At 56.2% G+C, this 23392-nt stretch carries 26 protein-coding genes; 6 read left to right on the top strand and 20 right to left on the bottom strand.

What is annotated here, in order from left to right; translation table 11 throughout:
* Nucleotides 1-113 precede the first annotated feature (113 nt).
* Nucleotides 114-1394 carry a tetratricopeptide repeat protein gene (locus PH7735_RS10035; RefSeq protein WP_058311258.1) on the top strand — a complete coding sequence of 427 codons (1281 nt, stop codon included), beginning with the start codon at nucleotides 114-116 and terminating at the stop codon, nucleotides 1392-1394.
* Between the two features lie 164 nt (nucleotides 1395-1558).
* Nucleotides 1559-2221, top strand: coding sequence for a CatB-related O-acetyltransferase (locus tag PH7735_RS10030; RefSeq protein ID WP_058311257.1), 663 nt, complete (start codon nucleotides 1559-1561; stop codon nucleotides 2219-2221).
* A gap of 44 nt (nucleotides 2222-2265) precedes the next feature.
* Here the strand turns inward: PH7735_RS10030 and PH7735_RS10025 are convergent, their stop codons facing one another.
* Nucleotides 2266-2745, bottom strand: a complete 480-nt coding sequence (locus tag PH7735_RS10025) for a GNAT family N-acetyltransferase (RefSeq protein ID WP_058311256.1) — start codon at nucleotides 2743-2745, stop codon at nucleotides 2266-2268.
* 217 nt (nucleotides 2746-2962) lie between these two features.
* Here PH7735_RS10025 and PH7735_RS21015 point away from each other — a divergent pair, with 217 nt between their 5' ends.
* The gene (locus tag PH7735_RS21015) at nucleotides 2963-3178 is read left to right on the top strand and encodes a hypothetical protein (RefSeq protein ID WP_233488298.1); all 216 of its coding nucleotides are present in this window, start codon (nucleotides 2963-2965) and stop codon (nucleotides 3176-3178) included.
* Nucleotides 3179-3244: 66 nt separating this feature from the next.
* Entirely contained in the window at nucleotides 3245-3484 is a 240-nt protein-coding gene (locus tag PH7735_RS21010) for a hypothetical protein (RefSeq protein WP_233488297.1), read from the top strand.
* 257 nt (nucleotides 3485-3741) lie between these two features.
* Here the strand turns inward: PH7735_RS21010 and PH7735_RS10015 are convergent, their stop codons facing one another.
* From PH7735_RS10015 to pyk, 3 genes are all read right to left on the bottom strand, one after another.
* On the bottom strand, nucleotides 3742-4818 hold the full coding sequence (locus PH7735_RS10015; RefSeq protein ID WP_058311255.1) for an acyltransferase family protein: 1077 nt from the start codon (nucleotides 4816-4818) through the stop codon (nucleotides 3742-3744).
* Between the two features lie 385 nt (nucleotides 4819-5203).
* Nucleotides 5204-6205 (bottom strand): type I glyceraldehyde-3-phosphate dehydrogenase, encoded by a 1002-nt coding sequence (gene gap, locus PH7735_RS10010; protein ID WP_058311254.1) that lies wholly within the window; start codon nucleotides 6203-6205, stop codon nucleotides 5204-5206.
* Nucleotides 6206-6241: 36 nt separating this feature from the next.
* Entirely contained in the window at nucleotides 6242-7681 is a 1440-nt protein-coding gene (gene pyk / locus PH7735_RS10005; RefSeq protein WP_058311819.1) for a pyruvate kinase, read from the bottom strand.
* A gap of 197 nt (nucleotides 7682-7878) precedes the next feature.
* On the opposite strand from pyk, the gene PH7735_RS10000 reads away from it, so the two are divergent.
* Nucleotides 7879-8628 (top strand): DeoR/GlpR family DNA-binding transcription regulator, encoded by a 750-nt coding sequence (locus PH7735_RS10000; protein WP_058311253.1) that lies wholly within the window; start codon nucleotides 7879-7881, stop codon nucleotides 8626-8628.
* A 56-nt stretch (nucleotides 8629-8684) separates the two neighbouring features.
* Here the strand turns inward: PH7735_RS10000 and PH7735_RS09995 are convergent, their stop codons facing one another.
* The 4 genes from PH7735_RS09995 to PH7735_RS09980 all read right to left on the bottom strand — a co-directional run bounded on the left by PH7735_RS09995 (nucleotide 8685) and on the right by PH7735_RS09980 (nucleotide 12755).
* Nucleotides 8685-9827, bottom strand: a complete 1143-nt coding sequence (locus PH7735_RS09995) for an alpha-hydroxy acid oxidase (protein WP_058311252.1) — start codon at nucleotides 9825-9827, stop codon at nucleotides 8685-8687.
* A gap of 93 nt (nucleotides 9828-9920) precedes the next feature.
* On the bottom strand, nucleotides 9921-11204 hold the full coding sequence (locus tag PH7735_RS09990; protein ID WP_058311251.1) for a TRAP transporter large permease: 1284 nt from the start codon (nucleotides 11202-11204) through the stop codon (nucleotides 9921-9923).
* A gap of 9 nt (nucleotides 11205-11213) precedes the next feature.
* Nucleotides 11214-11696 carry a TRAP transporter small permease gene (locus PH7735_RS09985; RefSeq protein WP_058311250.1) on the bottom strand — a complete coding sequence of 161 codons (483 nt, stop codon included), beginning with the start codon at nucleotides 11694-11696 and terminating at the stop codon, nucleotides 11214-11216.
* A gap of 60 nt (nucleotides 11697-11756) precedes the next feature.
* Nucleotides 11757-12755 carry a TRAP transporter substrate-binding protein gene (locus PH7735_RS09980; protein ID WP_058311249.1) on the bottom strand — a complete coding sequence of 333 codons (999 nt, stop codon included), beginning with the start codon at nucleotides 12753-12755 and terminating at the stop codon, nucleotides 11757-11759.
* Between the two features lie 151 nt (nucleotides 12756-12906).
* Between PH7735_RS09980 and PH7735_RS09975 the strand changes: the two genes are divergently transcribed.
* Nucleotides 12907-13569, top strand: a complete 663-nt coding sequence (locus PH7735_RS09975) for a GntR family transcriptional regulator (protein WP_058311248.1) — start codon at nucleotides 12907-12909, stop codon at nucleotides 13567-13569.
* On the opposite strand, the gene PH7735_RS09970 is transcribed toward PH7735_RS09975, so the two are convergent.
* From PH7735_RS09970 to PH7735_RS09915, 12 genes are all read right to left on the bottom strand, one after another.
* Nucleotides 13535-13939 carry a methylglyoxal synthase gene (locus PH7735_RS09970; RefSeq protein ID WP_058311247.1) on the bottom strand — a complete coding sequence of 135 codons (405 nt, stop codon included), beginning with the start codon at nucleotides 13937-13939 and terminating at the stop codon, nucleotides 13535-13537. The genes PH7735_RS09975 and PH7735_RS09970 overlap by 35 nt on opposite strands.
* A complete protein-coding gene (locus PH7735_RS09965) occupies nucleotides 13917-14441 on the bottom strand; it encodes a 2,4'-dihydroxyacetophenone dioxygenase family protein (RefSeq protein WP_058311246.1) in 525 nt (174 codons plus the stop codon). The genes PH7735_RS09970 and PH7735_RS09965 overlap by 23 nt, the downstream gene beginning before the upstream one ends.
* Nucleotides 14442-14452: 11 nt before the next feature.
* Nucleotides 14453-15157: an SDR family NAD(P)-dependent oxidoreductase gene (locus PH7735_RS09960; protein ID WP_058311245.1), complete on the bottom strand. Its 705-nt coding sequence runs from the start codon at nucleotides 15155-15157 to the stop codon at nucleotides 14453-14455.
* Nucleotides 15154-15786 (bottom strand): 2-dehydro-3-deoxy-6-phosphogalactonate aldolase, encoded by a 633-nt coding sequence (locus PH7735_RS09955; RefSeq protein ID WP_058311244.1) that lies wholly within the window; start codon nucleotides 15784-15786, stop codon nucleotides 15154-15156. The genes PH7735_RS09960 and PH7735_RS09955 overlap by 4 nt, the downstream gene beginning before the upstream one ends.
* Complete coding sequence (locus PH7735_RS09950; protein ID WP_058311243.1) at nucleotides 15783-16700, bottom strand: 2-dehydro-3-deoxygalactonokinase; 918 nt, start codon at nucleotides 16698-16700, stop codon at nucleotides 15783-15785. Before PH7735_RS09950 ends, PH7735_RS09955 begins: the two co-directional genes overlap by 4 nt.
* Nucleotides 16681-17370: an RraA family protein gene (locus tag PH7735_RS09945; RefSeq protein WP_058311242.1), complete on the bottom strand. Its 690-nt coding sequence runs from the start codon at nucleotides 17368-17370 to the stop codon at nucleotides 16681-16683. Before PH7735_RS09945 ends, PH7735_RS09950 begins: the two co-directional genes overlap by 20 nt.
* A 9-nt stretch (nucleotides 17371-17379) precedes the next feature.
* A complete protein-coding gene (locus PH7735_RS09940) occupies nucleotides 17380-18414 on the bottom strand; it encodes a C-terminal binding protein (RefSeq protein ID WP_058311241.1) in 1035 nt (344 codons plus the stop codon).
* Nucleotides 18407-18901: a lactoylglutathione lyase family protein gene (locus PH7735_RS09935; protein ID WP_058311240.1), complete on the bottom strand. Its 495-nt coding sequence runs from the start codon at nucleotides 18899-18901 to the stop codon at nucleotides 18407-18409. The genes PH7735_RS09940 and PH7735_RS09935 overlap by 8 nt, the downstream gene beginning before the upstream one ends.
* A 28-nt stretch (nucleotides 18902-18929) precedes the next feature.
* Complete coding sequence (locus PH7735_RS09930) at nucleotides 18930-19718, bottom strand: SDR family NAD(P)-dependent oxidoreductase (RefSeq protein WP_058311239.1); 789 nt, start codon at nucleotides 19716-19718, stop codon at nucleotides 18930-18932.
* A 2-nt stretch (nucleotides 19719-19720) separates the two neighbouring features.
* Nucleotides 19721-20740 carry an ABC transporter permease gene (locus PH7735_RS09925; protein WP_058311238.1) on the bottom strand — a complete coding sequence of 340 codons (1020 nt, stop codon included), beginning with the start codon at nucleotides 20738-20740 and terminating at the stop codon, nucleotides 19721-19723.
* On the bottom strand, nucleotides 20737-22263 hold the full coding sequence (locus PH7735_RS09920; protein ID WP_058311237.1) for a sugar ABC transporter ATP-binding protein: 1527 nt from the start codon (nucleotides 22261-22263) through the stop codon (nucleotides 20737-20739). Before PH7735_RS09920 ends, PH7735_RS09925 begins: the two co-directional genes overlap by 4 nt.
* Before the next feature lie 88 nt (nucleotides 22264-22351).
* Nucleotides 22352-23386, bottom strand: a complete 1035-nt coding sequence (locus PH7735_RS09915) for a sugar ABC transporter substrate-binding protein (RefSeq protein ID WP_058311818.1) — start codon at nucleotides 23384-23386, stop codon at nucleotides 22352-22354.
* Nucleotides 23387-23392 lie beyond the last annotated feature (6 nt).

Below are 23392 nucleotides of genomic sequence, written 5' to 3'. Positions count from 1 at the left end.
GCCCGTCGTGACGCCCCCTCACCCGCCGTCTCGCCTGAAGTCGCATTTTCAACAAGTGTTAGGCTGTCAGGGCCATTGCCCTTAGGTTTGATCCAGACAAAAGGATGAACGCTATGACACTTTGCGACGACTATGGGAATTCCATCTCGACAAACAGTGCGGACGCCCGCGATCACTATGATCGGGGTGTGCAGCTTTTCCTTGGGGCGGACTTTGGTGCGGGCGCTGCGTTCGCGGCCGCGGTTGCGGCTGATCCCGACTTTGCACTGGGCCATGCCGCGCTTGCCCGAGCCTTGATGATGGAAGGGCGAATGCCGGAGGCCAAGGCCGCCATCACACGTGCCGAAACACTGGTGGCATCCGCCAACGACCGGGAACAAACCCATGTCGCCGCCTTCGCAGCGCTGTTCCAAGGCAACCCCAAAGGGGCCCGCAGCACCGTGCGCGCCCTTGTCAGGGATCACCCGCGCGACGCGATGGCGGCACAGCTATGTACCAACGTGTTTGGATTGATCGGGTTTTCCGGAGAGGTTGGCAGAGAAGCCGAACTGCTGGCCTATACCGAAGCCTTGATTCCGCATTACGAGGGCGATTGGTGGATGATGTCGATGCATGCCCTGTCCTTGTGTGAAACCGGACAGATCGCAGCGTCGCGGGCATTGATGGACAGATCGCTGGCGCTTAATCCACGCAATGCAAACGCGGCACATTTTCGGGCGCATGAACAATACGAAGCAGGCGACATCGCTGCCGGTCGAGAGTACCTGAGTGACTGGATTACGGATTATGACAGCCGGTCCGTTTTGTACGGGCATATCAGCTGGCATATGGCGCTTTGGGCGCTTCATGACGGCGACGAAGCCGCTATGTGGCAGGCTGTGAACAACGGGGTCAAACCGGGAAGTTCCTCGAGCCTGCCGATCAATGTCCTTACCGATACGGCGGCGATTTTGTATCGGGCCGAAATTGCGGGGATGACGGTTGACCCCCAATCCTGGCAGGATCTCAGTGCCTATGCTGCCCGTTTCTTTCCCGAAACGGGACAGAGTTTTGCAGATATGCACGCCGCCCTGTGCCACGCGATGGCGGGGGACGGCGAACGCCTTGCCTATATCGCAGACACGGCCAAGGGATATGCGGGGGACCTTGTGCGCCCTGTGGCCAAGGGATGGGGCGATATCGCGCGCCAGAACTGGTCTGGTGCGCTTGAACATTTGTCAGAGGTGATGGCAACGACAGAACGCCTTGGCGGAAGCCGTGCCCAGCGTGATCTGATCGAGCTGGCCTATGTCAACGTGTTGATGAAGCTAGGACACGAAGAAGAAGCCCGCCGCACACTCAAACTGCGACGGCCAGTGCTGAGCATTTCAACACCTGTTCTCAATATGCACTAAGGCAAACCCTCCGTCCCCCAGCGGCCGGGCGACGCCCGTTTTGTTATCGCAGGGTCTGTCACATCCCGTTGCATCTGCTAGGGTCTGTTCGAATGCGCCAAGATCCTGTGCCTTGCCATGTTGGCGGCCGGCGGGCGCGCAGATTTTCAGATACGGAGCGGGCCATGGTTGAGAAAACCTTTGCCAAATTGCCAGACCCAAAGACCAGAAACCCGTTGGTTTTCCCCGATGGCTCGCACGATCCTGCAACCGTGTTTCTGTCGGCCGTGATAGACCACCCCAATATCGATGTGGGGGACTGGACCTATTACAACGACCGCACGTTGCCAGAGGATTATGCCAGCGCGCTGGCGCCCTATTTGTTCGCCGGTGCCCCCGAGCATCTGAGCATTGGCCGGTTCTGCCAGATTGCAGAAGGTGTTCAGATCATCACGGCCACGGCCAACCATCCGATGGACGGCATTTCAACCTTCCCTTTCGCGGTGTTTGATCCTGACAGGATGGGCACATTTCGTGCCAGCCTTCCGCGAGGCAAGGACACGATAGTCGGCCATGACTGCTGGATTGGGCGAGAGGCGGTTTTGATGCCGGGTGCGGAACTGGGGTGCGGTGTGATCGTTGCGGCAAGGGCCGTCGTACGCGGCAAAATACCCGACTATGCCATCGTGTCCGGCAATCCGGCGACGGTCATTCGCATGCGGTTCACGCCTGCCGAGATCGAGACGCTTTTAGACATCGCATGGTGGCACTGGCCCCCTGAAAAGATCGCGCGGCACCTCGCGCTGATCGAAGCGGGCGATGTTGCGGCACTCAAGGCCTGCACCTGACTGGAACGGGGTTGCCTCGATAAACGGAAAGGCGCCAGCGCGGTTTACCGGCGAAATTCCTGCTCGGTCACCGTGGTTCCCCACGCGTCCCCTTGGGCTTCGACCGCAAGTGTGAAACCAAAATTCTCGTAAAGGTGGCGCGCGGAATGCAGCCCCGCAAAGGTCGTCAACCACATGCGGCCACCGCTGTGCTGCTCGGCATGCGCGACGGCGCGCGCCATAAAGCTGCGACCAACGCCTGTGCCGCGACAGTCCTGCGAACAAATGAACCATCTCAGATGGGCCCCGCGCGCACCGGATTGGGGATCATTGAGGTCCAGTATCAATGACGCTTTGACCACACCCGCGTCATGGGCGATCAGAATCAGATCGGTCCCGGATGCCCGATCCGCAAAACCGGCCAGCTCACGTGCGACCTTTGCCTCGAAAAACGTGCCAAAGCCCCATGACGAAGCATAGTATCGACTATGCAGACCAATGATATCCCCGAGCGCCCCGGGCGGGAAATAGTTGCAAAATTCCATGTTTGCCCTCGTCCTTTGAAGGGAACCTTATGGCAAGGTATCCATCCGTGCAAAGGGGCCTGCCCTTAGGCATACATGCTGCGGCAGGCACCCAAGTTGGCATTCCGCATTGGCCATGGTTGACTGCATGTCGTGAGCGCATGCCGGCTATGTCTCCACAGCCCTTCCTTTTCCCGGACGGGCGCGTCAGCCTGCTTTGAACCTAGGGAGGATCAGGATGCTAAAATCTATCGCACGCCATCTGGTAAACAGGGCGGAAAAACGTATCGGTGTCGAACTCGATTATGCGCACCAGATTGCGAAAACGGACTTTGGACTGATGTCCCGCTACGGAAAGATTTTCGGCTTTCTCGATCCGAACAAGAATGTCCCGCCCCTTGCCTATCACGCTGCCAGAATACGTGGCGCAGCTGCTGCAGATTGTGGGACGTGAATTGAGGCCGAGGCGAACCTGGCCAAGGCATCTGGCATCGACCCAAAGTTGATCAAGGCTTTGCTATTGAAAGACTATACTGAACTTCCCGAGGAAATTTCCGCCGTTGCACGGCTCGCAGACGCTGTGGTCTTGAACCGCGAAGACGCCCCTGAAGCGCGCGCAGGGGTTCAGCAGGCATTCGGAAACGCCGGATTGATTGAGATTTGTTATGCGATGAACGGGGCGGCCCTTTTGCCCGGAATAAAACGCGCAATGGGGTACGCGACACAATGCAATTTGCCATTGCTCAGCGGGAAGCTCTGAAACTTCGCTTTGATGCGCGACTTAACCTCCAGAGTTTGGAAGAGAACACAAAGCTAGGCATTTGTGCCAATGCCGCGCATGATCGTTTTCCATCCGAGATGATCCATGGCGAAGGTCTGGTTTGAGCCCAAAATGACAAATACTGCAAGTTGCGCAAACTGGAAGTAAGGACGAACTGCGGTCATTCGCTGAGATTTGCCCGAATTACCGCAAAACCAATAAACTAGGTTTTGAATTCGCTCGGGGTTAGTGAAGTGTTATACGTTCAACTTTTCTCTTTCGACCATTTTCCGGCCAAATTTGTTAGTCGGCTTCTCTATCAAAATATAGGTACAGGAAGAAAATGCCACGGTGATGCCGTAGACTAAAGAAAACTTCGCAAAGCCACCTGTTTCGTTTATCATCCCAAAGTCCTCTAACACTTGTATGACCAGTGGGTGGATCAGGTAGATGCTAAAACTTATTGACCCCAAAAACAGCATTGGCCGAACCGTTAGAATTCGACACAAAACCCTAAATTGATCAGGTTGAAGAAAGGCTATGAAAATTGCCGTGGAAAGAGCGAAGACTTCCCCTCGGCCTCCAAATTCAACTATCATCGGGACCAGCATTGCGCTCGTAGCAACCATAATCCAGATTTTGGCATGCTTCTGTTGCTCGCCCGCATTACGCGAACGAAAAAAGAAAGCCCAAGCCCCTAAAAAGAACAAATGCCCTTGGGATATGGGCGTCCACTTTATGGGAAGGCTCGTACCCAAAAACTTCTTTGACGCGTAAGAGAACGTTGCAGTAAGGAATGCCAATGCGAACATTGCTGCGACGGCTCCTTTGAGAGATTTTGAAAGAAAAAGCATTGAAGGCAGAGCAACATACCAAAATACTTCAATGGGTATTGACCACTCCACGCCCAAAACGGAATTGGCCACTCGATAATCAAGGTAACTCAACATGCTAAGATGCATAATCCAATTGTAGAAGTCAGGCTTAGCTCCAAATTGAAGCATCCAATACGATGGGCTGATAAGGTTAGTTGCAACGACAAGGATTGCGAACGTAATAAGCACATAATAGAGCGGCAAAATTCGCATTATTCGCCTTGTTAAATATGTGCGATAGCTGCTCGCTTCTGTGAATGTTTTGGCGATCGTAAACCCAGAAATAACGAAGAAAATGTCCACGCCGTATTTACCCGCGTGGGTTATCGCGCTACCAGCCGCGCCCCAGCCTAAAAATGCTCCGGTATGTATGATTACAACCATCGTGGCAGCAAGTGCACGGAGGCCGGTAATGAAATCTGTATCACCATATTCTCTCAGAAATCGGTTGTTGCTCATCGGCTGCTCCACTAACTGCTCAGACCACTTAATGTTTTAGGCAGTTATCAAGCAAGCCTGTTTCCAGATTGGCAGCGGTCCGAGCACTCTGGTTTTGCTTAAACCGGACCTTCGCCGCACTGATCATCAAGGTCGGCTCTGGGCCGAATGTTGCCGTTGCTGGAAACAAGCCCAACGGCAGCTCCGGCCGCATAGTTACTGTCCCAAATCAAAACACCCCCCGCAAAAATCTGCGGGGGGTGTTTGTTGCAAGGGCCTGTTGCGCCGTGCGATGGGTCTGGCTTTACAACACGTCCGGTGAGACGCTTTCTGGAGACGGGACTTTTCTTGATCGTTGGGACGCCTCTCTCTTTTACAGAAGGCGAGACCCGCCAAGGCCGCGTTTTTACGAGGCACGCGCCATGACCAAGGCCGTGTCCAGCATCCGGTTCGAGAAGCCCCATTCGTTGTCATACCAGCTCAGGATACGGAACATGCCCCCATCCGTCAGGCGCGTTTGCTGGCTCGCAAAAATCGACGAATGCGGGTTGTGGTTGAAGTCGGTAGAGACAAGCGGCTCATCGTTGATCGCAAGCACGCCGCGCATTTCGCCGTTTGCTGCCTCGCGGATGGCGTTGTTGATATCCTCAACCGTTGCGCTTTTGGCTGTGGTGAAACACAGATCCACGGCGGACACGTTCGGGGTTGGCACGCGGATGGCCGAGCCGTCCAGCCGTCCCTTCAGGTTTGGCAGCACCTCACCAACAGCTCGCGCCGCGCCGGTCGATGTAGGGATCATCGACAAAGCCGCCGCCCGCGCCCGATAAAGATCAGAGTGCATCGCATCCAGCGTGGGCTGATCTCCGGTATAGGAATGGATCGTGGTCATATAGCCGGTCTCGATCCCGAAAGCATCGTCCAGCACCTTGGCCACCGGCGAGAGACAATTGGTCGTGCAACTTGCGTTTGACACCACGACATCCTTACCTGTCAGGCTGAGATGGTTCACGCCATAGACAATGGTTTTATCCGCGCCTGTGGCGGGTGCAGAGACCAGAACCTTTTTCGATCCGTTGCCCAGATGCTGAAGCGCGGCTTGGCGTTTGGTGAAGATGCCCGTGCATTCCAAGGCCACATCAACGTCGCCCCAAGCCAGCTTTGACGGGTCGCGTTCGGCGCTGACACGAATTCTCTGGCTTCCGACAACAAGAGCGTTGTCCTCAACCGAGATTTCGGTTTTGAGGGGGCCGTGCACGCTGTCGTATTTCAACAAATGTGCGTTGGTTTCAACCGGACCCAGATCATTGATCGCAACAATATTCACGTCGTTGCGGCCTGCCTCTACCAGCGATCTTAGGACACAACGGCCAATGCGACCAAATCCGTTAATTGCAACATTTACAGTCATGATCTCTCCTCCTGAGATGATCGATTTTGATAAGAGCTACTGATCTTCCGACGCTTCCAGCGTCTCGTTCACGGGCGCGATCCGAAGAATGTTGGTGCCGCCCTTGACGTTGAGGGGCACCCCTGCGGTGATCACGATCTTTTCGTCACCCTGTGCCACGCCGATACGGCGCGCGGTGCTGACCGCCGACACAACAGCGTCGCGAAACCGCGAACCCCGAGCGACAGGCACACAGGTCAACCCCCAGACAAGACCAAGGTGCCGGGCGGTTTCGACGTTTGGTGTCAGGGCGATGATGGGCACGCGCGGCTTTTCGCGCGACGCAAGCTGTGCTGTGTATCCCGACTGGGTATAGCAACAAATCGCCTTAAGCTCGGTTGTTTCCGCGATTTCGCGTGCGGCGGCGGTTGTTGCGCCTGCGATGGTATCACGGCACGGCACACGGCTGGCCTCAATGGTCTGGCGATAACCCGCATCCCGCTCTGTTTCCAATGCAACGTCGTTCATGGTGCGCACGGCTTCGATCGGGAAATCGCCTGCGGCAGATTCCGCTGACAACATGACGGCATCCGCACCTTCATAGATCGCTGCGGCGACATCGGACACTTCGGCCCGTGTCGGCACGGGGGCCGACGTCATGCTTTCCAGCATCTGGGTGGCGACAATGACCGGTTTGCCCACCTTGCGGCATTCCCGAACCAGTCTTTTCTGGATCGAAGGGACCTGCTGTACCGGCAGTTCGACGCCCAAGTCACCGCGTGCCACCATGATCCCTTCGGATTGGGTCAGAATATCCTGAAAGGCTGCGACTGCTGCGGGTTTCTCGATTTTGCTGAGCACGCGTGCGCGGCCCTTCACGAGATCTTGCGCTTCGATCACGTCTTCGGGGCGCTGGACAAACGACAGGGCAATCCAGTCCACGCCCAGTTCACAGACAAACTCGAGATCTTTGCGATCTTTTTCCGACAGGGCTGCAAGCGGCAGAACCACATCAGGCACGTTGACCCCTTTGCGGTTCGAAATCCGTCCTCCGACGTCCACTCGGCAACGGGCAAAGTCGGCTGCGCAGTCGAGAACGGTCAGGCGCAGCAAGCCATCGTTGACAAGAATGCTGACACCGGGGTGCAATGCGCGAAAGATTTCCGGATGCGGCAAACACACTCTGGTGTCGTCTCCGGCGCGGGTATCCAGATCAAAACGGAATTCGCCGCCCGCTTGCAGATGGGCCTCGCCGCCGTCGAACTCACCACAACGCAGCTTTGGCCCTTGCAGGTCGGCCAGAATACAAATGGGTTCACCAAGGTCTTTCTCGACCTCGCGAATGGCGCCATGCAGCTTGGCGATATCCGCTTGCTGTCCGTGGCTCATGTTGAGACGAAAGACATCTGCGCCCTCTTGCTTGAGGTTGCGAATAACGTCGTATGTGTTGGACGCGGGTCCAAGGGTCGCGACGATTTTAACTTTTCTTTGTCGCATCGGTGAATGTTCCATTTCTTTCATTTCGATCAAATGTTAGCGCTAACTGGACCAATATGAACACTCCGGTCAATCAAAAATGTTCATTTAGGGCCGAAATTCCTGTATTTGCGCGAAAAACCTGTGGTTTTCCTCAATTCACCCTGCAAGATGAACATTACTGAACATTCATTTGAACAAGGACTGTTGAAACCGGCATGATTCGAACTGTCGAAATACTTGAAATCGCGAAATCAGAAGGCAAAGTTCTGGTTGATGATCTGGCCCAACGATTTGGTGTCACCACCCAGACAATCCGGCGGGATTTGGCGGATCTGGCAGAAACGGGCAAACTTGAACGCGTGCATGGCGGCGCCGTGATGCCCAGCGGGGTTGTCAATCTGGACTATATCCAGCGGCAGGAACTGAATGCCGCAGGAAAAGCCCGCATCGGCCGCGCATGTGCAGCGCATGTTCCCGAAAACGCCTCGATCTTTGTGAATATCGGCACAACAAACGAAGCGGTGTCGCGCGAATTGCTGTCCCACAAGAACCTTTTGATTGTGACAAACAGTCTGAACAGCGCCAACATTCTTTCGGCCAATCCCGACTGTGACATCATCGTTGCGGGCGGCAACCTGAGGCGGTCCGACGGTGGTCTGCTTGGAAACCTGACCACACAGGTTGTGGATCTGTTCAAATTTGATCTGGCAATCATCAGCTGTGCGGGGATCGACGAAGAAGGTGATCTTCTGGAATTCGACCTTCAGGAAGTCCATGCCACCAAAGCGATTTTGCGGCAGGCCAAGTCCACCTTTGTTGTCGCGGACCAGACCAAGATCGGGCGCACTGCGCCGGGGCGCATTGGCAACCTTGCTTCGGTCACCAAGGTGTTTACAGACGCGCCGTTGCCCTTGCCCATTAACGATCTTTGCAGCGAAAGCGAAACCGAGATGATTGTGTGCTAGGCCACGCGTCCAATTCGGGACCGCAATGAGGGCCCTAAGGCCCCGCATTGCCCTGTTCAGCTGTCCAGCAAGAGGTCCGGAAGCTGGTCCATATCTTCAATGCCAAGCTGGCTCATGTTCGACTGGATATCGGCACGCAGAATGTGGATCACATGGTCGATACCTTTCCTGCCAAAGGCGGCCACGCCGTATTGAAAAGCACGGCCCAACATCACGAAATTCGCGCCCTTTGCCAACGCCCGCATCACGTCCAGCCCCCAGGCCACGCCGGAATCGTAGATCAGCGGCATGTCCGGCCCAACGGCCTCGCGGATTTTCGGAAGCTGGTCAATCACAGCAGGTCCGGCTTCGAACTGGCGCCCCGAGTGGTTGGAAATCCAAAGGCAATCCGCGCCTTCCTCGACAAGTTGCTTTGCGTCTTCTGGCCGTTGCACCCCTTTGACGATCAGCTTCCCGTCCCATTCCTGTCGCAGTTCCCGCAGGTATTGCCAGTCGGGACACCCGCGTATCAAGGCACCGGCGTGAGTAAAGCTTTCGCGCCCGCGCTGTGAGATATAGTCGTCAAAGAAACGCATACGCGGAACGATCCCTTCCCTCAGATGGGCAAGGCACCATACGGGCCGCATTGCCATGGACGACACGGTTTGCACGTCGACCTTGGGCGGCACTGTCAGGTTGGCCCGCCTTTGACGCTCGCGGCGGCTTTCTTCGGGGACATCTACAGTGATGATAAGCTTGTCGAAACCGGCGGCCTTGATCCGGGGCAGCATTTTGCGGCGCAATTCTGCAGAGTTCACCGGATAGTGCTGAAACCAGCCATTGTTCCCGATGCTGGACGCCACGTCTTCGGGCGAGGCCACCGCCACACTCGACAGGCAAAATGGGATGTTATGTTCGACCGCAGCCTGCGCCAGCTTGCGCTCGGCTCCGGCCCAAATCAGACCAGACATGCCGACGGGTGCAATCCCGAAAGGCGCAGCATACGTATCTCCCATCAGGGTTGTTTCAAGCGCGGCCGTCACATGACCGCGCAAGATACCCGGCATGAACCCGATGGCATCCAGAGCGTCGCGGTTCACCTTGAGACCCATTTCGCGTCCTGTGGCGCTGTCCAGATACTCAAAGGCGAACTTGGGAATGCGCTTTTTGGCCCTCTGGCGCAAATCTTCGATTGAGGGATGGGACAGATCAATATCCATTGCAGTCACCTTTGTTCGGGATCGCCATTCGGCGCATTGAAAGCTCTATTTGAACCGGACCGCGTGGGTCCGGTTCGCTGCGGGGCATGCGGGTTACCACAAGGCAGGAAGGGTTAGCGAAATTGCGGGCACATAGGTGATCAGGAACAACAGGATCAGCATCCCCACGAAAAACGGCAAAATGGATTTGCTCAGCTTTTCAATCGACACCCCGGAAATGCTGCTGGCGACGAACAGGTTGACGCCCAGAGGGGGCGTACAAAACCCGATGGCAAGATTGACCGTGATGATCACACCAAATGCGATCGGATCGACGCCGACGGCGGTAGCGACCGGCAACAGGATGGGGGTCATGATGATGATGGACGAGATCGTCTCCATGAACATGCCGATGACCAGCAAAAGCAGGTTGATCAGCAAAAGAATGACAATTGGATTGTCAGACAGGCTGGTCAGGGACAGTGCGATATCCGACGGAATCCGCGCGATGGTGATAAGCCGGCCAAAGGCAGTGGCCATAATCACAAGCACAAGAATGGACCCGCTGGTTCTGGCGCTGTCTGCAAAGACTTTGGGCAGGTCGGAAAAGGTCAGATCCCCGTAAACGAACAGGCCAACCAGCAATGCATACACAACCGCGATGGCGCCTGCTTCGGTGGGTGTGAAAACACCGCTGTAGATGCCCCCGAGAATAATGACCGGCACCAGCAACGCCCAGATGGATTCACGAAAGCTCGTCTTGACGGCTTCTTTGGAAAAACTGGTCGTGGATTCCGCGATATCGCGATCCTTGCGCAGCAACAAACGGGCGATCACCATGAACATGATGGCAAACAGAATGCCCGGCACCACGCCCGCCAGAAACAGTTTGCCGATCGAGACTTCGGCGGTCACCCCATAGATAATAAAAGGAATGCTTGGCGGGATCATCACCCCGATCATTCCGGACGAGGCCGTGAGCGCACTGCTGAAGCGTCGGGTGTAGCCGACCTTTTCCATCTCGGGAATTAGGTTCGAGCCAATCGCCGCAACGGTTGCAGGGGACGACCCCGAAATGGCGGCAAAGAAGACGCAAGCCAGAACATTCACATAGGCAAGGCCCGCGCGGATGTGCCCGATGAGCGAATTCGCAAACCCGACCAGACGCCGTGACATGCCGCCGTGCTGCATCAGGTCACCTGCAAGAATGAACAGTGGCACCGCGATCAAAGGAAAGGAGTCTGCGCCAGTGACAACCGAACGTGCGAGCAAAACCATCGGCGGCGTGCCATCCACCAGCACCATGACAAGCATCGTGGCCAGGCCAAGACATATGCCAATGGGGACGCTGACCAAAAGCAACACAAACAAAGAAGCGAAAAGAACAAGACTGATCATGATGTGCTCCTAAGCGGGTTTCTGGTCACCGCGCAGCGTGCGCAGCAGATGTTGGAAAATGCGAAAGGTGGACAAAGCCGCGCCAACCGGCGCCGAGGCATATAAAATGGGAATTGGAAGGCCCAAAACCACGGATGTTTGACTTTGCACAAAGGGCTGAGACATCAGGGTCAGGCATTCGACAATCAGCACGATCAGGAAGCCCATGACAAGAATATCGACCAAAATATCCAGATAACGTTTGTGTTTGTCGCTCACGAGATCACGCAGGATCGTGATCCTGACGTGGGCCCCTTTTTGAAAGGCATAGCTGACCGAGAGCCAGACAAACCAGACAAAGATCCACAGTGTCAGCTCTTCTCCCCACGCCAGCGAGGCGTTCAAGACATAGCGCATCACAACGTTTGCCGTGATCAGCAATACAATCCCTGCCAAAAGCAACGCCACCAACAGGCGTTCAAAATTGGCATCCAGCCACTTAAGAGTATTCATGTCCCCTCCCCCGTTGTGACCGGGCACCGGCCTGAGCCAGCCCCCGGTCATCTGATCAGTTTATTCTGCGCTGGCGGCCTTGACCGCTGCCACCCAGGCATCAAAGGCTTCTGCGCCAACCGTGTCGCGGTACTCGGCGCGCACATCCATTGTCGCATCCGAAAAGACCTGACGCTGTTCGGCAGACAGTTCGAGAACATTCACGCCCGCATCGCGGATCTTCTGAAGCTGGCCAGCCTCTTCTCCGTTGACGAGCTCCTGTTGATAGATCTCGGACTCGGCCATGGCCGACCTGATCAACGCCTGATGGTCGTCTGACAGGCTGTTCATGAAGGCTTGGCTGATGACGGGAATGTAGACCGTGAAGACGTGACCGGTCAGGGACACATGTTCCTGCACTTCGTAAAAGCGTTGCGAGTCGATCAGGGCAATCGGGTTTTCCTGACCGTCAATCACACCCTGTTGCAGCGCGGAATACACTTCGCCAAAGTTCATCGGGGTCGGGTTCGCCCCCAAAGCCTGAAAGGTTGCCACGTGCGCAGGCACTTTCATCGTGCGCAGCTTGACCCCATCCAGATCGGCAGGCGATTCAATCGGGCGCACATTATTGGTCACATGGCGCAGACCGTTTTCCAGCCAGCCCAATCCGACCAGCCCCTGATTTTCCAGACGGGACAGCATATCGCTGCCGGTGTCGCTGTGGAAAACATCCAGGGCAATGTCTTTGCTGGCGTACATATAGGGCAGTTCGATCACGGCAAATGCCGGATCCCAACCCGCAAAGAACGACGACGGTGGCACCGCCATCTCTAGAACGCCGGTCTGGACACCTTCGATCATTTCACGATCAGGACCCATTTGGGACGACGGAAAAATCTGGACGTCGATTTCACCATTTGAACCGGCCTCGACCAGTTCCTCGAACCGCAGCAAGGCGCGGTGCATGTGATATTGTTCGTTTGCGCCGTGGCCAACTTTGATGACCGTCCCTGCGGATGCGCTGAGCGCGATGCCAAAGGACAACGCCGCTCCAAGCGCGAGTGAAGTTTTTTGGAACATATCTCCTCCTATCTCCAAAAGGATCGCGATTTCACGATCTGATATCTGGTATATTAGATAGACTGTGGTGCTGTCTACAAATTTAATCTACTCTGTTGTTACCGCCACAATGAGAGGACGCGCAGTGGACAGACCTGGAAGCCTGAAAATAGTGATACCACAATCACTTAGCGAAATTGCCGCCGACCATATCCGCGAAGCAATTATACTTGGGGACTTTCGTTTGGGGGACCCGCTGACAGAAAATGCGCTTTCCAAACTTCTCGGAATTAGCAAAACACCGGTGCGCGAAGCCATCGCTGCGCTCAAGCGGGAAGGCATTCTGCAAGGCGATTCTCAAAAAGGGGCCCGCGTTTTCACCCTGAACCCGGACCAGTTGCATCAGATGTGCGTGTACCGGTTCACGCTGGAAACCGCGGCGGTCCGTATGGCGATGAAGGTTGATCCGGAAGGCCTGATCCTGCGACTTGAAACCATTTGCCAAGACATGACCAAGGCCCGCGACACCCATGATTTTGCTGGGTATCTCAAGCTGGACCGGCATTTTCATGATGCGTTTTTCGAATTCGCCGGAAACCAGTTTCTGCGCGAAGGATATGGCAGTGTCGGCCCCAAAGTGGCCACCCTGCGCACCTATCTTTCTCTGGCGCCCAAACGTGTCGACACATCTTACGGCGAACACATCCAGATCACCCAAATGCTCAAGGCGTCCCGCATTGAGGACGCCTTGAATATTCTGCATGAACAAATTGATCGCGGCAGCCATGCAATCGACGAGATCACAAAGACGCGTCTCGCATCGCCCGCACAATAAGGTTGGCCGTTGACGGGCTACAGGCGCTTGGCAAATCATAGACCGTCGCCAGCCGCGTCAGCGCCTTGACGTCCACATCATGCGGCATGGGCGACAATGGATCTGTAAAGAAGATAAGGGCGTCCAGCTTTTCTTCACAGATCAGCGCCCCGATCTGCTGATCTCCGCCAAGCGGGCCACTTTTGAGAGGCGTGACAGCAAGATCGGGATAGGAGGTAAGCAACAAGCCCCCCGTCGTGCCGGTAGAAAAAATCGCGGCCTTGGCAAAGACATCCTGATTTTCCCCAACCCAGTCGACCAGGCGGCTTTTCTGCGCGTCATGGGCGACCAGCGCCACACGATAGATCTTATCTGATGAACTGTTCGACATAGTCTTCTCCAAGTCCGACTTCTGTGAAGTGTTTTCTGCACAGGTCTATCTTGGTAAAGACGTCCTCGTATCCCAGAACCTCGCCATATGGATCGACATAGCACATCACCCCGTTGACCTGAAAAAGCGTGATCATCTCTTCAACACCATCCGGCACGACAAGTGTGTGCGTCTCGCCGGGGGGTTCAAAGACATATCCCCCCGCCTCTGCCGTCCAGTCATGTTCGAGGTAATGCCATCTGCCTTTGAGAACAAACCCATGCACAGGCTGGGGATGGCGGTGGCGCGACAACACACCCGATTTGCGCACTTTCAACAGGTTCACCCAGTACCCCTGTGACCGGTTCAGACACAAAGGTCGAAACCAGACGTTCTCGGCCTGCGGCACCCACAGCCGGTCATCTTCGGGAATGGCGTGCGGGATAACGATTTCGTCCAATGCGTCCTTTGGGAAGGGCAATTGATACGGTGTCAGCGGATCGGCGTCTTTTTTAAGTGTCATTCTGGGTGTCCTCACATTGCAAGATAGCCACCGTCCACCGGATAGACGGCACCGGTCACGAAACTGGCTTTGGGCGACAGCAGCCAATTGACCAACTCGCCCACCTCGTTTGTTTGCCCCCAGCGCTTCATGGGTGTGCGGGCAAGTATTGCGTCTCCGCGTGCGGTATCGTCACGCAGGCCTTGCGTCATTTCGGTTTCGATCCAGCCCGGCGCAATCGCATTGACCCGAATGCCATCATCGGCCCATTTGCCTGCCAAGGCTTTAGTCAATTGTGCGACGCCCCCTTTCGAAGCAGAATAGGCCGGAACAAGCGGCCCCCCAAAAGTGCTGAGCATCGAGGCCGTATTCACGATCGCGCCATTGCTGGCGGCAAGCAAGGTATGCGCGGCAAGGCAACACCGCATCGTGCCGGTCAGGTTTACATCGATCACTTTCTTGAAAACCTCGATGTCATATTCATCTGCGCGGCGCAAAATACCCGCGCAATTGACCAGCCCGACCAAGGAACCGACGCCTGCAAAAAAGTCTGCGACAGCGCCATCATCGGTGACATCAAGCTTTTGCAACCGGATGTCGGATGACCCTTGAAAGGTGTCAATCTCGCCCTGATCCGCCGTAGCCGCGATCACGTCATACCCATTTTGAAGCAGGACGTCGCACACCCCTGCCCCGATGCCTCGGGTTCCTCCGGTGACAACGACCTGCCCCTTCATGACGAAACCAACGTTCTATAGGACTTTACAAAGGCTTGGGCGCGTTGGCGCAGATCCTCAAGCTCATATTCCGGCTTGAACAGTGCCGACCCAAGGCCAAACCCGTTTGATCCCGCATTGTAATAGTCCGACATCGTTTCGGGGGTTATGCCCCCAACGGCCGCAACAACCGCATCTTTGGGCAAGACGGCCCGCATCGCGGAAATGGCCTTGGGCGGAACCAGTTCGGCAGGAAAAAACTTGAGCACGGATGCCCCGATCTCCAATGCCTCAAAGGCTTCGGTCGGCGTCATGACACCGGGACACCACTTTGCGCCCAGCGCGACGGTCAAACGCCCGATGGCGGGGTTCATATTCGGCGACACTATGATTTGGCCTCCGGCGCTCACGACATCTGATGTTTGCTGCTCGGACAAAACCGTGCCAGCGCCGATGATCGTCGTATCGCCATGCTTGCGGGCGATGGCCTCGATTGATTTCAGCGGCTCTGGTGAATTCATCGGAACTTCGATAATCCGAAATCCCGCTTCAATCAGAATATCTGCAACCTCGACCGCATTGTCGGGGTGCAGCCCCCTCAGAATTGCGATCATCGCATTGTCAGACAATGCATTTTCCCAAAGGCTCATGACAGTAACCCCGCCGATCTAGCAATTTCAAAATGGCCCCGCGCGCAAATGTTCTCCGGGGCTCTGCGGCTTTCGCGGCCAGCAATGGACAAGGCGATTTCGTATCGATCCGTCAGATCACCACGTCCCACAAGCGTGACGGGTTGATCCCCACCGCCCGCGGTGCCGGACGCGATTTCGGCACCAATCAGCATGCCCGAGAGATAGTCCGCCGTCATCTCGGGCGTGATTTTGTCAAACAACGGCATGGTGCGGACATGAAACAAGGTATGTAGCAGATCGGCGCCGGCCGAGAGACCTGCGTTCACGCCGATGACAAACCCTTCTTTGTCGAAGGGCCCCTCTTCCATGAACGTTCCAAGGATCGTGTGGTTTTTGATCGCCCCGAACAATTCTCCGGTCATATAGGTCTTGTAATCCTCAATGCCGCCGTTCTTAACCACGAGCCATTTGCTGTGGGTCCCTGGAAGCACATAAAGCCCATCCCCCAAGCCCATTGCCGCCGCACCGATGATCTGCGTTTCTTCTCCGCGCATGACATCCGGCGCCCCGTTGTGGTTCGCGGTCATGCCGGTCACGAAATGAACCGCAATCCCCTTGGACGTAGTGAACGGCACAAGGGCGTTTGCCAGCGCGTCCTTGCCGGCAGGCACACTCACATAGGGAGTTTCCTGCCAGCCGTTGCGGCTTGTGATCATGCCAGAGGCGATCACCGGCAAGGGGGCAGCGCTGTGCCAGTTCTGAATGAGGCCGTGAAAGACCGCGTCGAAATCGCGCCCTTTCACATGCATAATCCCCTGGGAGGTGGAGATTTCATCCAGCACGTCACCGACGGCGCCGATGAGGAACGCCCGAAGCGAGGACGTTCCCCAATCAAGACCGATCAGGACAGCTTCAGATGCGACCGAATTCATTCAGCAAATCCTCAACTGTTTTGCCTTGGGCGACCCACTTGCGGGTTTCCTCTTCACGGTCGGCCTGTTCTTGCGCAAGACGGACGGTTTCTTCGGCAATCTCTTGCGGGATCACAACAACACCCATCAGATCGGCAACGATAAAGTCGCCAGGGTTCACAACAACGCCACCACAGGCGATTGGCACGTTGATCGACAGCTCTTCCTTGCGGCCCGAGAACATCGTGTGGGTGCCGCGCGGCGTGATCGCCTTGGTCCAGATGGGCCAGTTGATGTCTTCCAGTTCGTCCGTGTCACGGCCGGTGCCGTCCACAATCATGCCGCGGATGCCACGGTTCTGGGCCAGACCACCCATAAGACCGCCGCAAACCGACGTTTGCTCATCACCACCTGCATCCACGACGATCACATCACCGGGCTGGGCCATTTCCAGCGCCCGCAACGGATCAACCAGATCGCCTTTTGACAGCTGAACCGTTACGGCCTGGCCTGTCACTTTGGCGCGAAACGCCGGTTTGATGGCACTGTCCATCACGCCGGTGCGGTATTGAACGTCGGCAAAGATGGCGGCGGCGGAATAAGCTTCCAGCACCTTGTCAAACTTCTTCAAAAGCTCTGGGTTGCGTTCAAAATCATTAAAGACCCTGAGGTCCGTGCTCACATCTGGCATTTCTATCTCCTATTGTGCAGCTGTTGCGGCCAATGCCTGAGCATTGACGGTGTAGTCGGGTTTTTGGCCGGTCAGAACCTTGGCCACCTGCGTCGCAGCGATGGTGCGCGCGGCCATGATCGATTCTTCCGAGTAGTAGGCGGCGTGCGGCGTCACGAGCACGTTCGGCAGTGTGAAAATGGGGTTGTCCGCCGGATCCCAGCTTGCGCGTTTGGCCGGTTCTTCCTCGGGATCATCCAGCCCCGCAGAGCACAAATGCCCGTCAGTCAAAGCCCGATACAGCGCCTTGTTGTCGACAGTCGGCCCACGGCCCGTGTTGACAAGGATCGCCCCCGGTTTCATCGCCGCAAACTCGGCATCTGACAGGAAATAGCGGGTTTCCGGCGTCATCGGGGCCTGCATCAGGATGTAATCTGAACGCGCCAATAGATCGGCCTTGGACACCAGTTCCGCGCCGTGTTCTTGTGCGACGGCTTCGGGCAGGAAAGGATCAAACGCGATGACATTCACGCCAAAGGCACGCGCCCGCGCGGCAATCGCCTGACCAATCTTGCCGAAGGACACAACGCCCATGGTGCGACCACGCAGCCGGTTGATCGGCTTGCCGCTTTGCCATTGCCAAATGCCCTTGTGCGTGGCGCGATCATAGTCCGGCAACTTGCGGGCCAGCGTCAGCCAAAGCGAAATCGCGTGATCCGCGACTTCTTCGGTGCAGTAGTTCTGCACATTGGTGACAAGGATATTGCGATCGGTGGCGGCTTTGACATCAACGATATCGACACCTACGCCGTACCGCGCGATCACTTCGCAGTTTTGCATGCGCGAAATGGTCTCTGACCCGATCCGCGCATACTGGTTGACCATGGCCGCACAGTCTTTGGCGGCCTCGAACAGGTCTGCTTCTGTTTTGGCCTGCAAGGCGATGACTTGCGCGCCCACTTTTTCAAGAATGGCGCGCTCCACATCGACATCCCCATAGTCGTAATCAGTGATCACGACTTTGGGGCGGTCAGACCGGAAGGGGGTTGCGCCAGTATCAGACATAGGCGCCTGCCGAATAGGTCAGCTCGTAAGAGTGGCTGTAAAGCTCGAAGATGTTACCGAACGGGTCTTCCATATAGACCATGCGGTACGGCTTTTCTCCGGGATAGTATTCACGCACCTGGCTCATGCGTTGCTTGCCGCCCAGCGCCTCGATGATTTTGACACGCTCTTCGACGTTGTCGTCCTGAACGCAGAAGTGAAACAGGCCGCGACGCCAGTATTCAAAGGGGCGCTCTTCTTCCACTGTGTTGGGGAATTCGAAAAGTTCGATACCCACACCGTCACCCATCGACATATGCGCGATGCGAAACTTGCCCCAGCCTTCGCCAAAGACATCGTCGCACATCTGGCCGATTGCGCTGTCGTCATGGTGCACTTCGGTCGGGCCCATGATCACGTAAAGGCCAAACGCTTTGGAATAGAATTCAACAGCTTTTTCCAGATCCGGAACCGTGATCCCGATGTGAGAGAATGTTAGTGCGCTCATTTGCTCGCTCCTTTTAGGTTTTCGTTGATTACAGAATGCTTCGGATGATGCCGCCTTCGACCCGATGCGCGGCCCCGTTGACCGCAGCGTTTGCGGATACGGTGACAATCGTGCGGGCCACTTCTTCGGCCTGCACAAAGCGTTGGATCAAAGAGGTCGGTTCATCCGATTTGAAGTAGTTGTCGATGATGTCTTCCATCGGCTGGCCCTTTTGCTCGGCCAGACCGACGAAATAGGCCTCGACGCCCTCGGTCCATGTCGGGCCGGGCAGCACCGAATTCACGCGGACCCTAGTGCCTTTGGTCAGTTCGGCCATGCCCCGCGTCAACCCGAGCATCGCCGTTTTGGTCACCGAGTAGTGCACCATTTGCGGCAGGGGTTTGACGCCTGCTTCACTGGCCAGATTCACGATCGATCCGGTGCCCCGCTTCAACATCGCGGGCAGGATGGCACGGCTGATGCGCACGGCACTCAGCACATTGATGTTGAAATAGGTCATCCAATCGTCGTCGGTCAGGTCCTCAAAGGCCTTGACCGAGAAGATGCCGACATTGTTGACCAGAACATCCACGTCCCCCTGCGACAGGGCAAAGTCACACAGCGCATTGGCGTCCTCCAGACGGGTCAGATCGCCAGCTTTGCCAGTGACCTCGCCAAACGAGGACAGGTCTGCAACGGCGGTGTCGACCTCTGTTTGGGTCAAGGCATGCACGATCACGCGCGCGCCCTCTTCGAGATATGTTTGCGCCGTCGCTTTGCCGATGCCAGAGCCTGAGCCCGTGACCAAAACCAGCTTGTCTTTCAATCCAAGGTCCATGGTCACGCGTCCTTTGACAAAGCAGGTTTTGCGGGGCTGGCCGTTTTGACCGACTGGTCGGAGCGGCCAAACAGACGCCCAAGGATCGACGAGATTTCAGCGCGCCACATGTCGATGCCCACGGCAAGCAGGATGATCGCGCCCAGCACGATGTTTTGAACCGACGACGGCGCCGCATTCAGGTTGAGACCGTTCTGAACGATCACGATGGTCATGGCCCCCATGAGCGTGGCAAGGATATTGCCCCGTCCGCCCGCAAGGCTGGCTCCGCCTACAACTGCGGCTGCAATGGCTTGCAACTCGAGGGTCTGGCCATAGTTGGGCGATCCCGAATTCAGGCGTGCCGACATCAGCACCGCGCCCACTGCCGTCATGAAGCCGGCAATCACAAAGGTCAGCGTCTGCACCTTGCGCACGTTGATACCGGTCAGAACAGCGGCTGCGGGGTTGCCACCCACGGCATAGATTTCGCGGCCCAGCTTGGTGAAATTCATCGTGAATGCGGCAAGCGCATAAAAGAACACAAGATAGAAAAACGGCATCGGAATGCCTGCCACCTTGCCATAGAACAAAGGTTCAAGCGCCGGATCGAGCGAGAAGATGGGTGAGCCGTTATTGAACGTCAGCGCCAGTCCACGAAACGCGATCAGTGCAGCCAGCGTCGTGATAAAGGACGGTATGCGGCCATAGGCCGTGATCATGCCCAACACCAAGCCTAACAAACCTCCGACAACCAGAATAAGCGGCACGGCAAACAGCAACGGAATGCCCGCCATCTTGAGGAACTGGGCAAGGATCATCGTCAAGAGCGCGACCATCGATCCCGCGCTGAGGTCGATGCCTGCCGCGATGATGACGATTGTCGATCCAATCGCAATCAGGGCGACGATGCTTACCTGAAGGGACAGGTTTGACAGGTTTCCGGGGTTGAGAAACCGGTCCGTGGTGGCGGCGACCACAAGGGCAACAATCACCATCGCGGCAAACGGCCCGATCAATTGAGAGTCAAATACACGTTTCATTGGCGTTCCTCCGTCGCCGCATGGGTCAACTGCGCCGCAGATGCCCGTACAAGGTCGTCATGGGTAAGATCAGACGCCGGCACAGTTCTGCTGATGCTGCCGTGCTGGACGACAGCAATCCGGTCACTCATCGCCAAAAGCTCGTCATGATCAGAGCTGATGAGAATGATGGATTTTCCTGCGCGCGTCAGAAGATTGATAAGTTTGTAGACCGCGATCTTTGCACCGATATCGATGCCTTGCGTGGGTTCGTCGAAAATCAGCACTTTGGCGTCCGAAAAAAGCCAGCGGGCAATCACGATCTTCTGCTGGTTTCCCCCCGACAGGAAATTCACCGTTTTCTGTTCGGCCTGTGGGGAAATCTCCAGCTCTTCAATCAGCCTGAGCGTCCCTTCGTCTTCTGCCTTGAGATCCAGAATGCCCAGTTTGGACAATCCGCCCAAAGAGGCCGCGGTGATATTGCCGCTGGCCCGAAAGTTGAAAAACAGGCCGTCAAATTTGCGGTTTTCGGGCACAAGCGCCAGCCCGGCCTCGATGGCATCGATCTCGTGGCGCACCTTTAGGGGCGCGCCATTGAGGGTCACTGTGCCGCCGGTCAAAGCGTCGACGCCAAACAGGGCGCGCGCAATCTCGGTGCGACCGCTTCCCAAAACGCCGCCAAGCCCCAGAACCTCGCCCTTGTGCAGGTCAAAGCTGGCGTCGTGCACGCCGTTTTTGGTGGACAGGTGAGAGGCACGCAGCACCACTTCGGACGTTGCGTTGTGTTCCTTTGGATAGTGTTCGGAAATGTCCTCGCCCACCATCGCATTGACGATCTGGCTGACATTGATTTCCGTTTCACCGCTGGCCCGAACAACGCGGCCCGACCGCAGGATCGTGACCTCGTCGACAATCCGCTCGACCTCGTCAAGACGGTGCGACACATAGAGGATCGCGGTGCCCTGACTGCGCATTTTGCGCAAAAGCTGGTGCAGCCGCTCAATCTCGTCCTCACCCAAAGCCGCTGTCGGCTCGTCAAGGATGATCATTCGGGCCTTCATGGCGACCGCCTTGGCGATTTCCACCAGTTGCTGCTCGCCGACCGAAAGCGTCCCGGTCATGGCCTCGGGATGAATGTCGACATCCATCTCCGCCAGAACGGCCGCAGCGGATTCATTGACTTTTTTCCAGTCGATCACGCCAAAGCGCGTCTTTGGCATGTTCCCCAGAAAGATGTTCTCTCCAACCGAAAGCGTTGGAACAATTGAAAACTCTTGGAAGACTGTCGCGATACCTTTGTCGCGCGCATCCTGTGGGTCACTGATCTGAACAGCCTTGCCTTTATAGAGGATCTGACCGCTGTCAGGCTGTTGCACACCCGAAAGCGTTTTGATGAGAGTCGACTTTCCGCATCCATTTTCGCCCAGCAGGCCGTGGATCGAACCATCCAGCAATTTTATGCAAACTTTGTCGTTTGCAAGCACACCCGGATAGGCCTTGCAGATGTCGACGAATTCCCAAAGAGGTGGTGTACCTTGAGACATGAAACCAAACCCAATCCAACGTGTTTGTGCATTCTAAGGGGCTCTTCGACCGCCACGGATAAGGGCAGCCGAAGAGCGGGAGACGTGCTTAGTATTGCTTCGAAGGTTGCGGGAAGAGCTTTTCAGGCTCTTGCAAAACGCTGATCGCACCTGCCTGATCCTCGATCGAGGTCGGTGTTTCGATCCAACCGCCCGGGAAAGAGCCGTTCAATGCGTCAAGCGTCGCACTCATCGCTGCCTTGCCCATGAGATAGGGCGAGGTGTTTACCGTCGCAGTGATGTTACCGGATGCGATTTCTTCAAGACCAGAGGTGTCACCGTCATTGCCAAGCATCACCAGATCGCTTCGCCCCAATGCCTTGGCGGCATAGGATGCACCGATAATCATGTAGTCGTTGGCTGCGAAGACCAGATCCAGATCGGGATGGGATTGCAGGATATCCATTCCAGCGGTGTTTCCGCCTTCGACATTCCATTTGCCGTCAATCGACACGACCACATCGAAGTTGTCGTTGCCTTCGATCCCTTCAAGGAAACCGCCGACCCGTTCTGTCGAGTGATAGCCCGGCTGGCCTTCGATGATGCCGACTTTGACCTTTTGATCGCCATAGGTCTGCACCGCCCAATCGGCCATGGCGCGGGTGCCATTGCGCTGCGAATACCCGACAACGCCGTGAATGGGGGTTGGGAAATCCGGAATGTCCGAATTGATCATGAGAACCGCAATCCCCTGATCCACAGCCTTTTTCAATAACGGAGCCGCCGCGAATTCATCGTGCGTTCCAAAGATGATAGCGTCCACGTCCTGTGTCAGAACATCCTGGATCATGCCCATCTGGCCGTTGATATCCGCACCACTTTGCGGGGCGAGCATAAAGACATCCACACCGGCCTCTTTGCCGACGGATTTGATGCCTTCACCGACAGCGATGTAATAGTTGAACTCGGTTGCCGGCGGCATGTACGCAATGCGGAACGTGTCGTTCTTTGGCGCGATCGAGCTTATTGCGGCCTGCGCACCGTCCTTGAGCGGCACGGGTGTTGGATAATCACCGGCTTGAGCGGCAAAGGCACCTGCGGCAAGACCCGCTGCTAGCGCTAACGTTTTAGAAGTGTTGATCATGTTTTC

The organism is Shimia thalassica (assembly GCF_001458215.1).
Lineage (GTDB): Bacteria > Pseudomonadota > Alphaproteobacteria > Rhodobacterales > Rhodobacteraceae > Shimia > Shimia thalassica.
This window is presented reverse-complemented; position numbering and strand designations above follow the sequence as displayed.

Bases quoted from the DNA above. Each gene is read 5' to 3' on its own strand.
- PH7735_RS10035 (WP_058311258.1), top strand. From the start codon at position 114: ATGACACTTTGCGACGACTATGGGAATTCCATCTCGACAAACAGTGCG.
- PH7735_RS10030 (WP_058311257.1), top strand. From the start codon at position 1,559: ATGGTTGAGAAAACCTTTGCCAAATTGCCAGACCCAAAGACCAGAAAC.
- PH7735_RS10025 (WP_058311256.1), bottom strand. From the start codon at position 2,745: ATGGAATTTTGCAACTATTTCCCGCCCGGGGCGCTCGGGGATATCATT.
- PH7735_RS21015 (WP_233488298.1), top strand. From the start codon at position 2,963: ATGCTAAAATCTATCGCACGCCATCTGGTAAACAGGGCGGAAAAACGT.
- PH7735_RS10015 (WP_058311255.1), bottom strand. From the start codon at position 4,818: ATGAGCAACAACCGATTTCTGAGAGAATATGGTGATACAGATTTCATT.
- gap (WP_058311254.1), bottom strand. From the start codon at position 6,205: ATGACTGTAAATGTTGCAATTAACGGATTTGGTCGCATTGGCCGTTGT.
- pyk (WP_058311819.1), bottom strand. From the start codon at position 7,681: ATGCGACAAAGAAAAGTTAAAATCGTCGCGACCCTTGGACCCGCGTCC.
- PH7735_RS10000 (WP_058311253.1), top strand. From the start codon at position 7,879: ATGATTCGAACTGTCGAAATACTTGAAATCGCGAAATCAGAAGGCAAA.
- PH7735_RS09995 (WP_058311252.1), bottom strand. From the start codon at position 9,827: ATGGATATTGATCTGTCCCATCCCTCAATCGAAGATTTGCGCCAGAGG.
- PH7735_RS09990 (WP_058311251.1), bottom strand. From the start codon at position 11,204: ATGATCAGTCTTGTTCTTTTCGCTTCTTTGTTTGTGTTGCTTTTGGTC.
- PH7735_RS09985 (WP_058311250.1), bottom strand. From the start codon at position 11,696: ATGAATACTCTTAAGTGGCTGGATGCCAATTTTGAACGCCTGTTGGTG.
- PH7735_RS09980 (WP_058311249.1), bottom strand. From the start codon at position 12,755: ATGTTCCAAAAAACTTCACTCGCGCTTGGAGCGGCGTTGTCCTTTGGC.
- PH7735_RS09970 (WP_058311247.1), bottom strand. From the start codon at position 13,939: ATGTCGAACAGTTCATCAGATAAGATCTATCGTGTGGCGCTGGTCGCC.
- PH7735_RS09965 (WP_058311246.1), bottom strand. From the start codon at position 14,441: ATGACACTTAAAAAAGACGCCGATCCGCTGACACCGTATCAATTGCCC.
- PH7735_RS09960 (WP_058311245.1), bottom strand. From the start codon at position 15,157: ATGAAGGGGCAGGTCGTTGTCACCGGAGGAACCCGAGGCATCGGGGCA.
- PH7735_RS09955 (WP_058311244.1), bottom strand. From the start codon at position 15,786: ATGAGCCTTTGGGAAAATGCATTGTCTGACAATGCGATGATCGCAATT.
- PH7735_RS09950 (WP_058311243.1), bottom strand. From the start codon at position 16,700: ATGAATTCGGTCGCATCTGAAGCTGTCCTGATCGGTCTTGATTGGGGA.
- PH7735_RS09945 (WP_058311242.1), bottom strand. From the start codon at position 17,370: ATGCCAGATGTGAGCACGGACCTCAGGGTCTTTAATGATTTTGAACGC.
- PH7735_RS09940 (WP_058311241.1), bottom strand. From the start codon at position 18,414: ATGTCTGATACTGGCGCAACCCCCTTCCGGTCTGACCGCCCCAAAGTC.
- PH7735_RS09935 (WP_058311240.1), bottom strand. From the start codon at position 18,901: ATGAGCGCACTAACATTCTCTCACATCGGGATCACGGTTCCGGATCTG.
- PH7735_RS09930 (WP_058311239.1), bottom strand. From the start codon at position 19,718: ATGGACCTTGGATTGAAAGACAAGCTGGTTTTGGTCACGGGCTCAGGC.
- PH7735_RS09925 (WP_058311238.1), bottom strand. From the start codon at position 20,740: ATGAAACGTGTATTTGACTCTCAATTGATCGGGCCGTTTGCCGCGATG.
- PH7735_RS09920 (WP_058311237.1), bottom strand. From the start codon at position 22,263: ATGTCTCAAGGTACACCACCTCTTTGGGAATTCGTCGACATCTGCAAG.
- PH7735_RS09915 (WP_058311818.1), bottom strand. From the start codon at position 23,386: ATGATCAACACTTCTAAAACGTTAGCGCTAGCAGCGGGTCTTGCCGCA.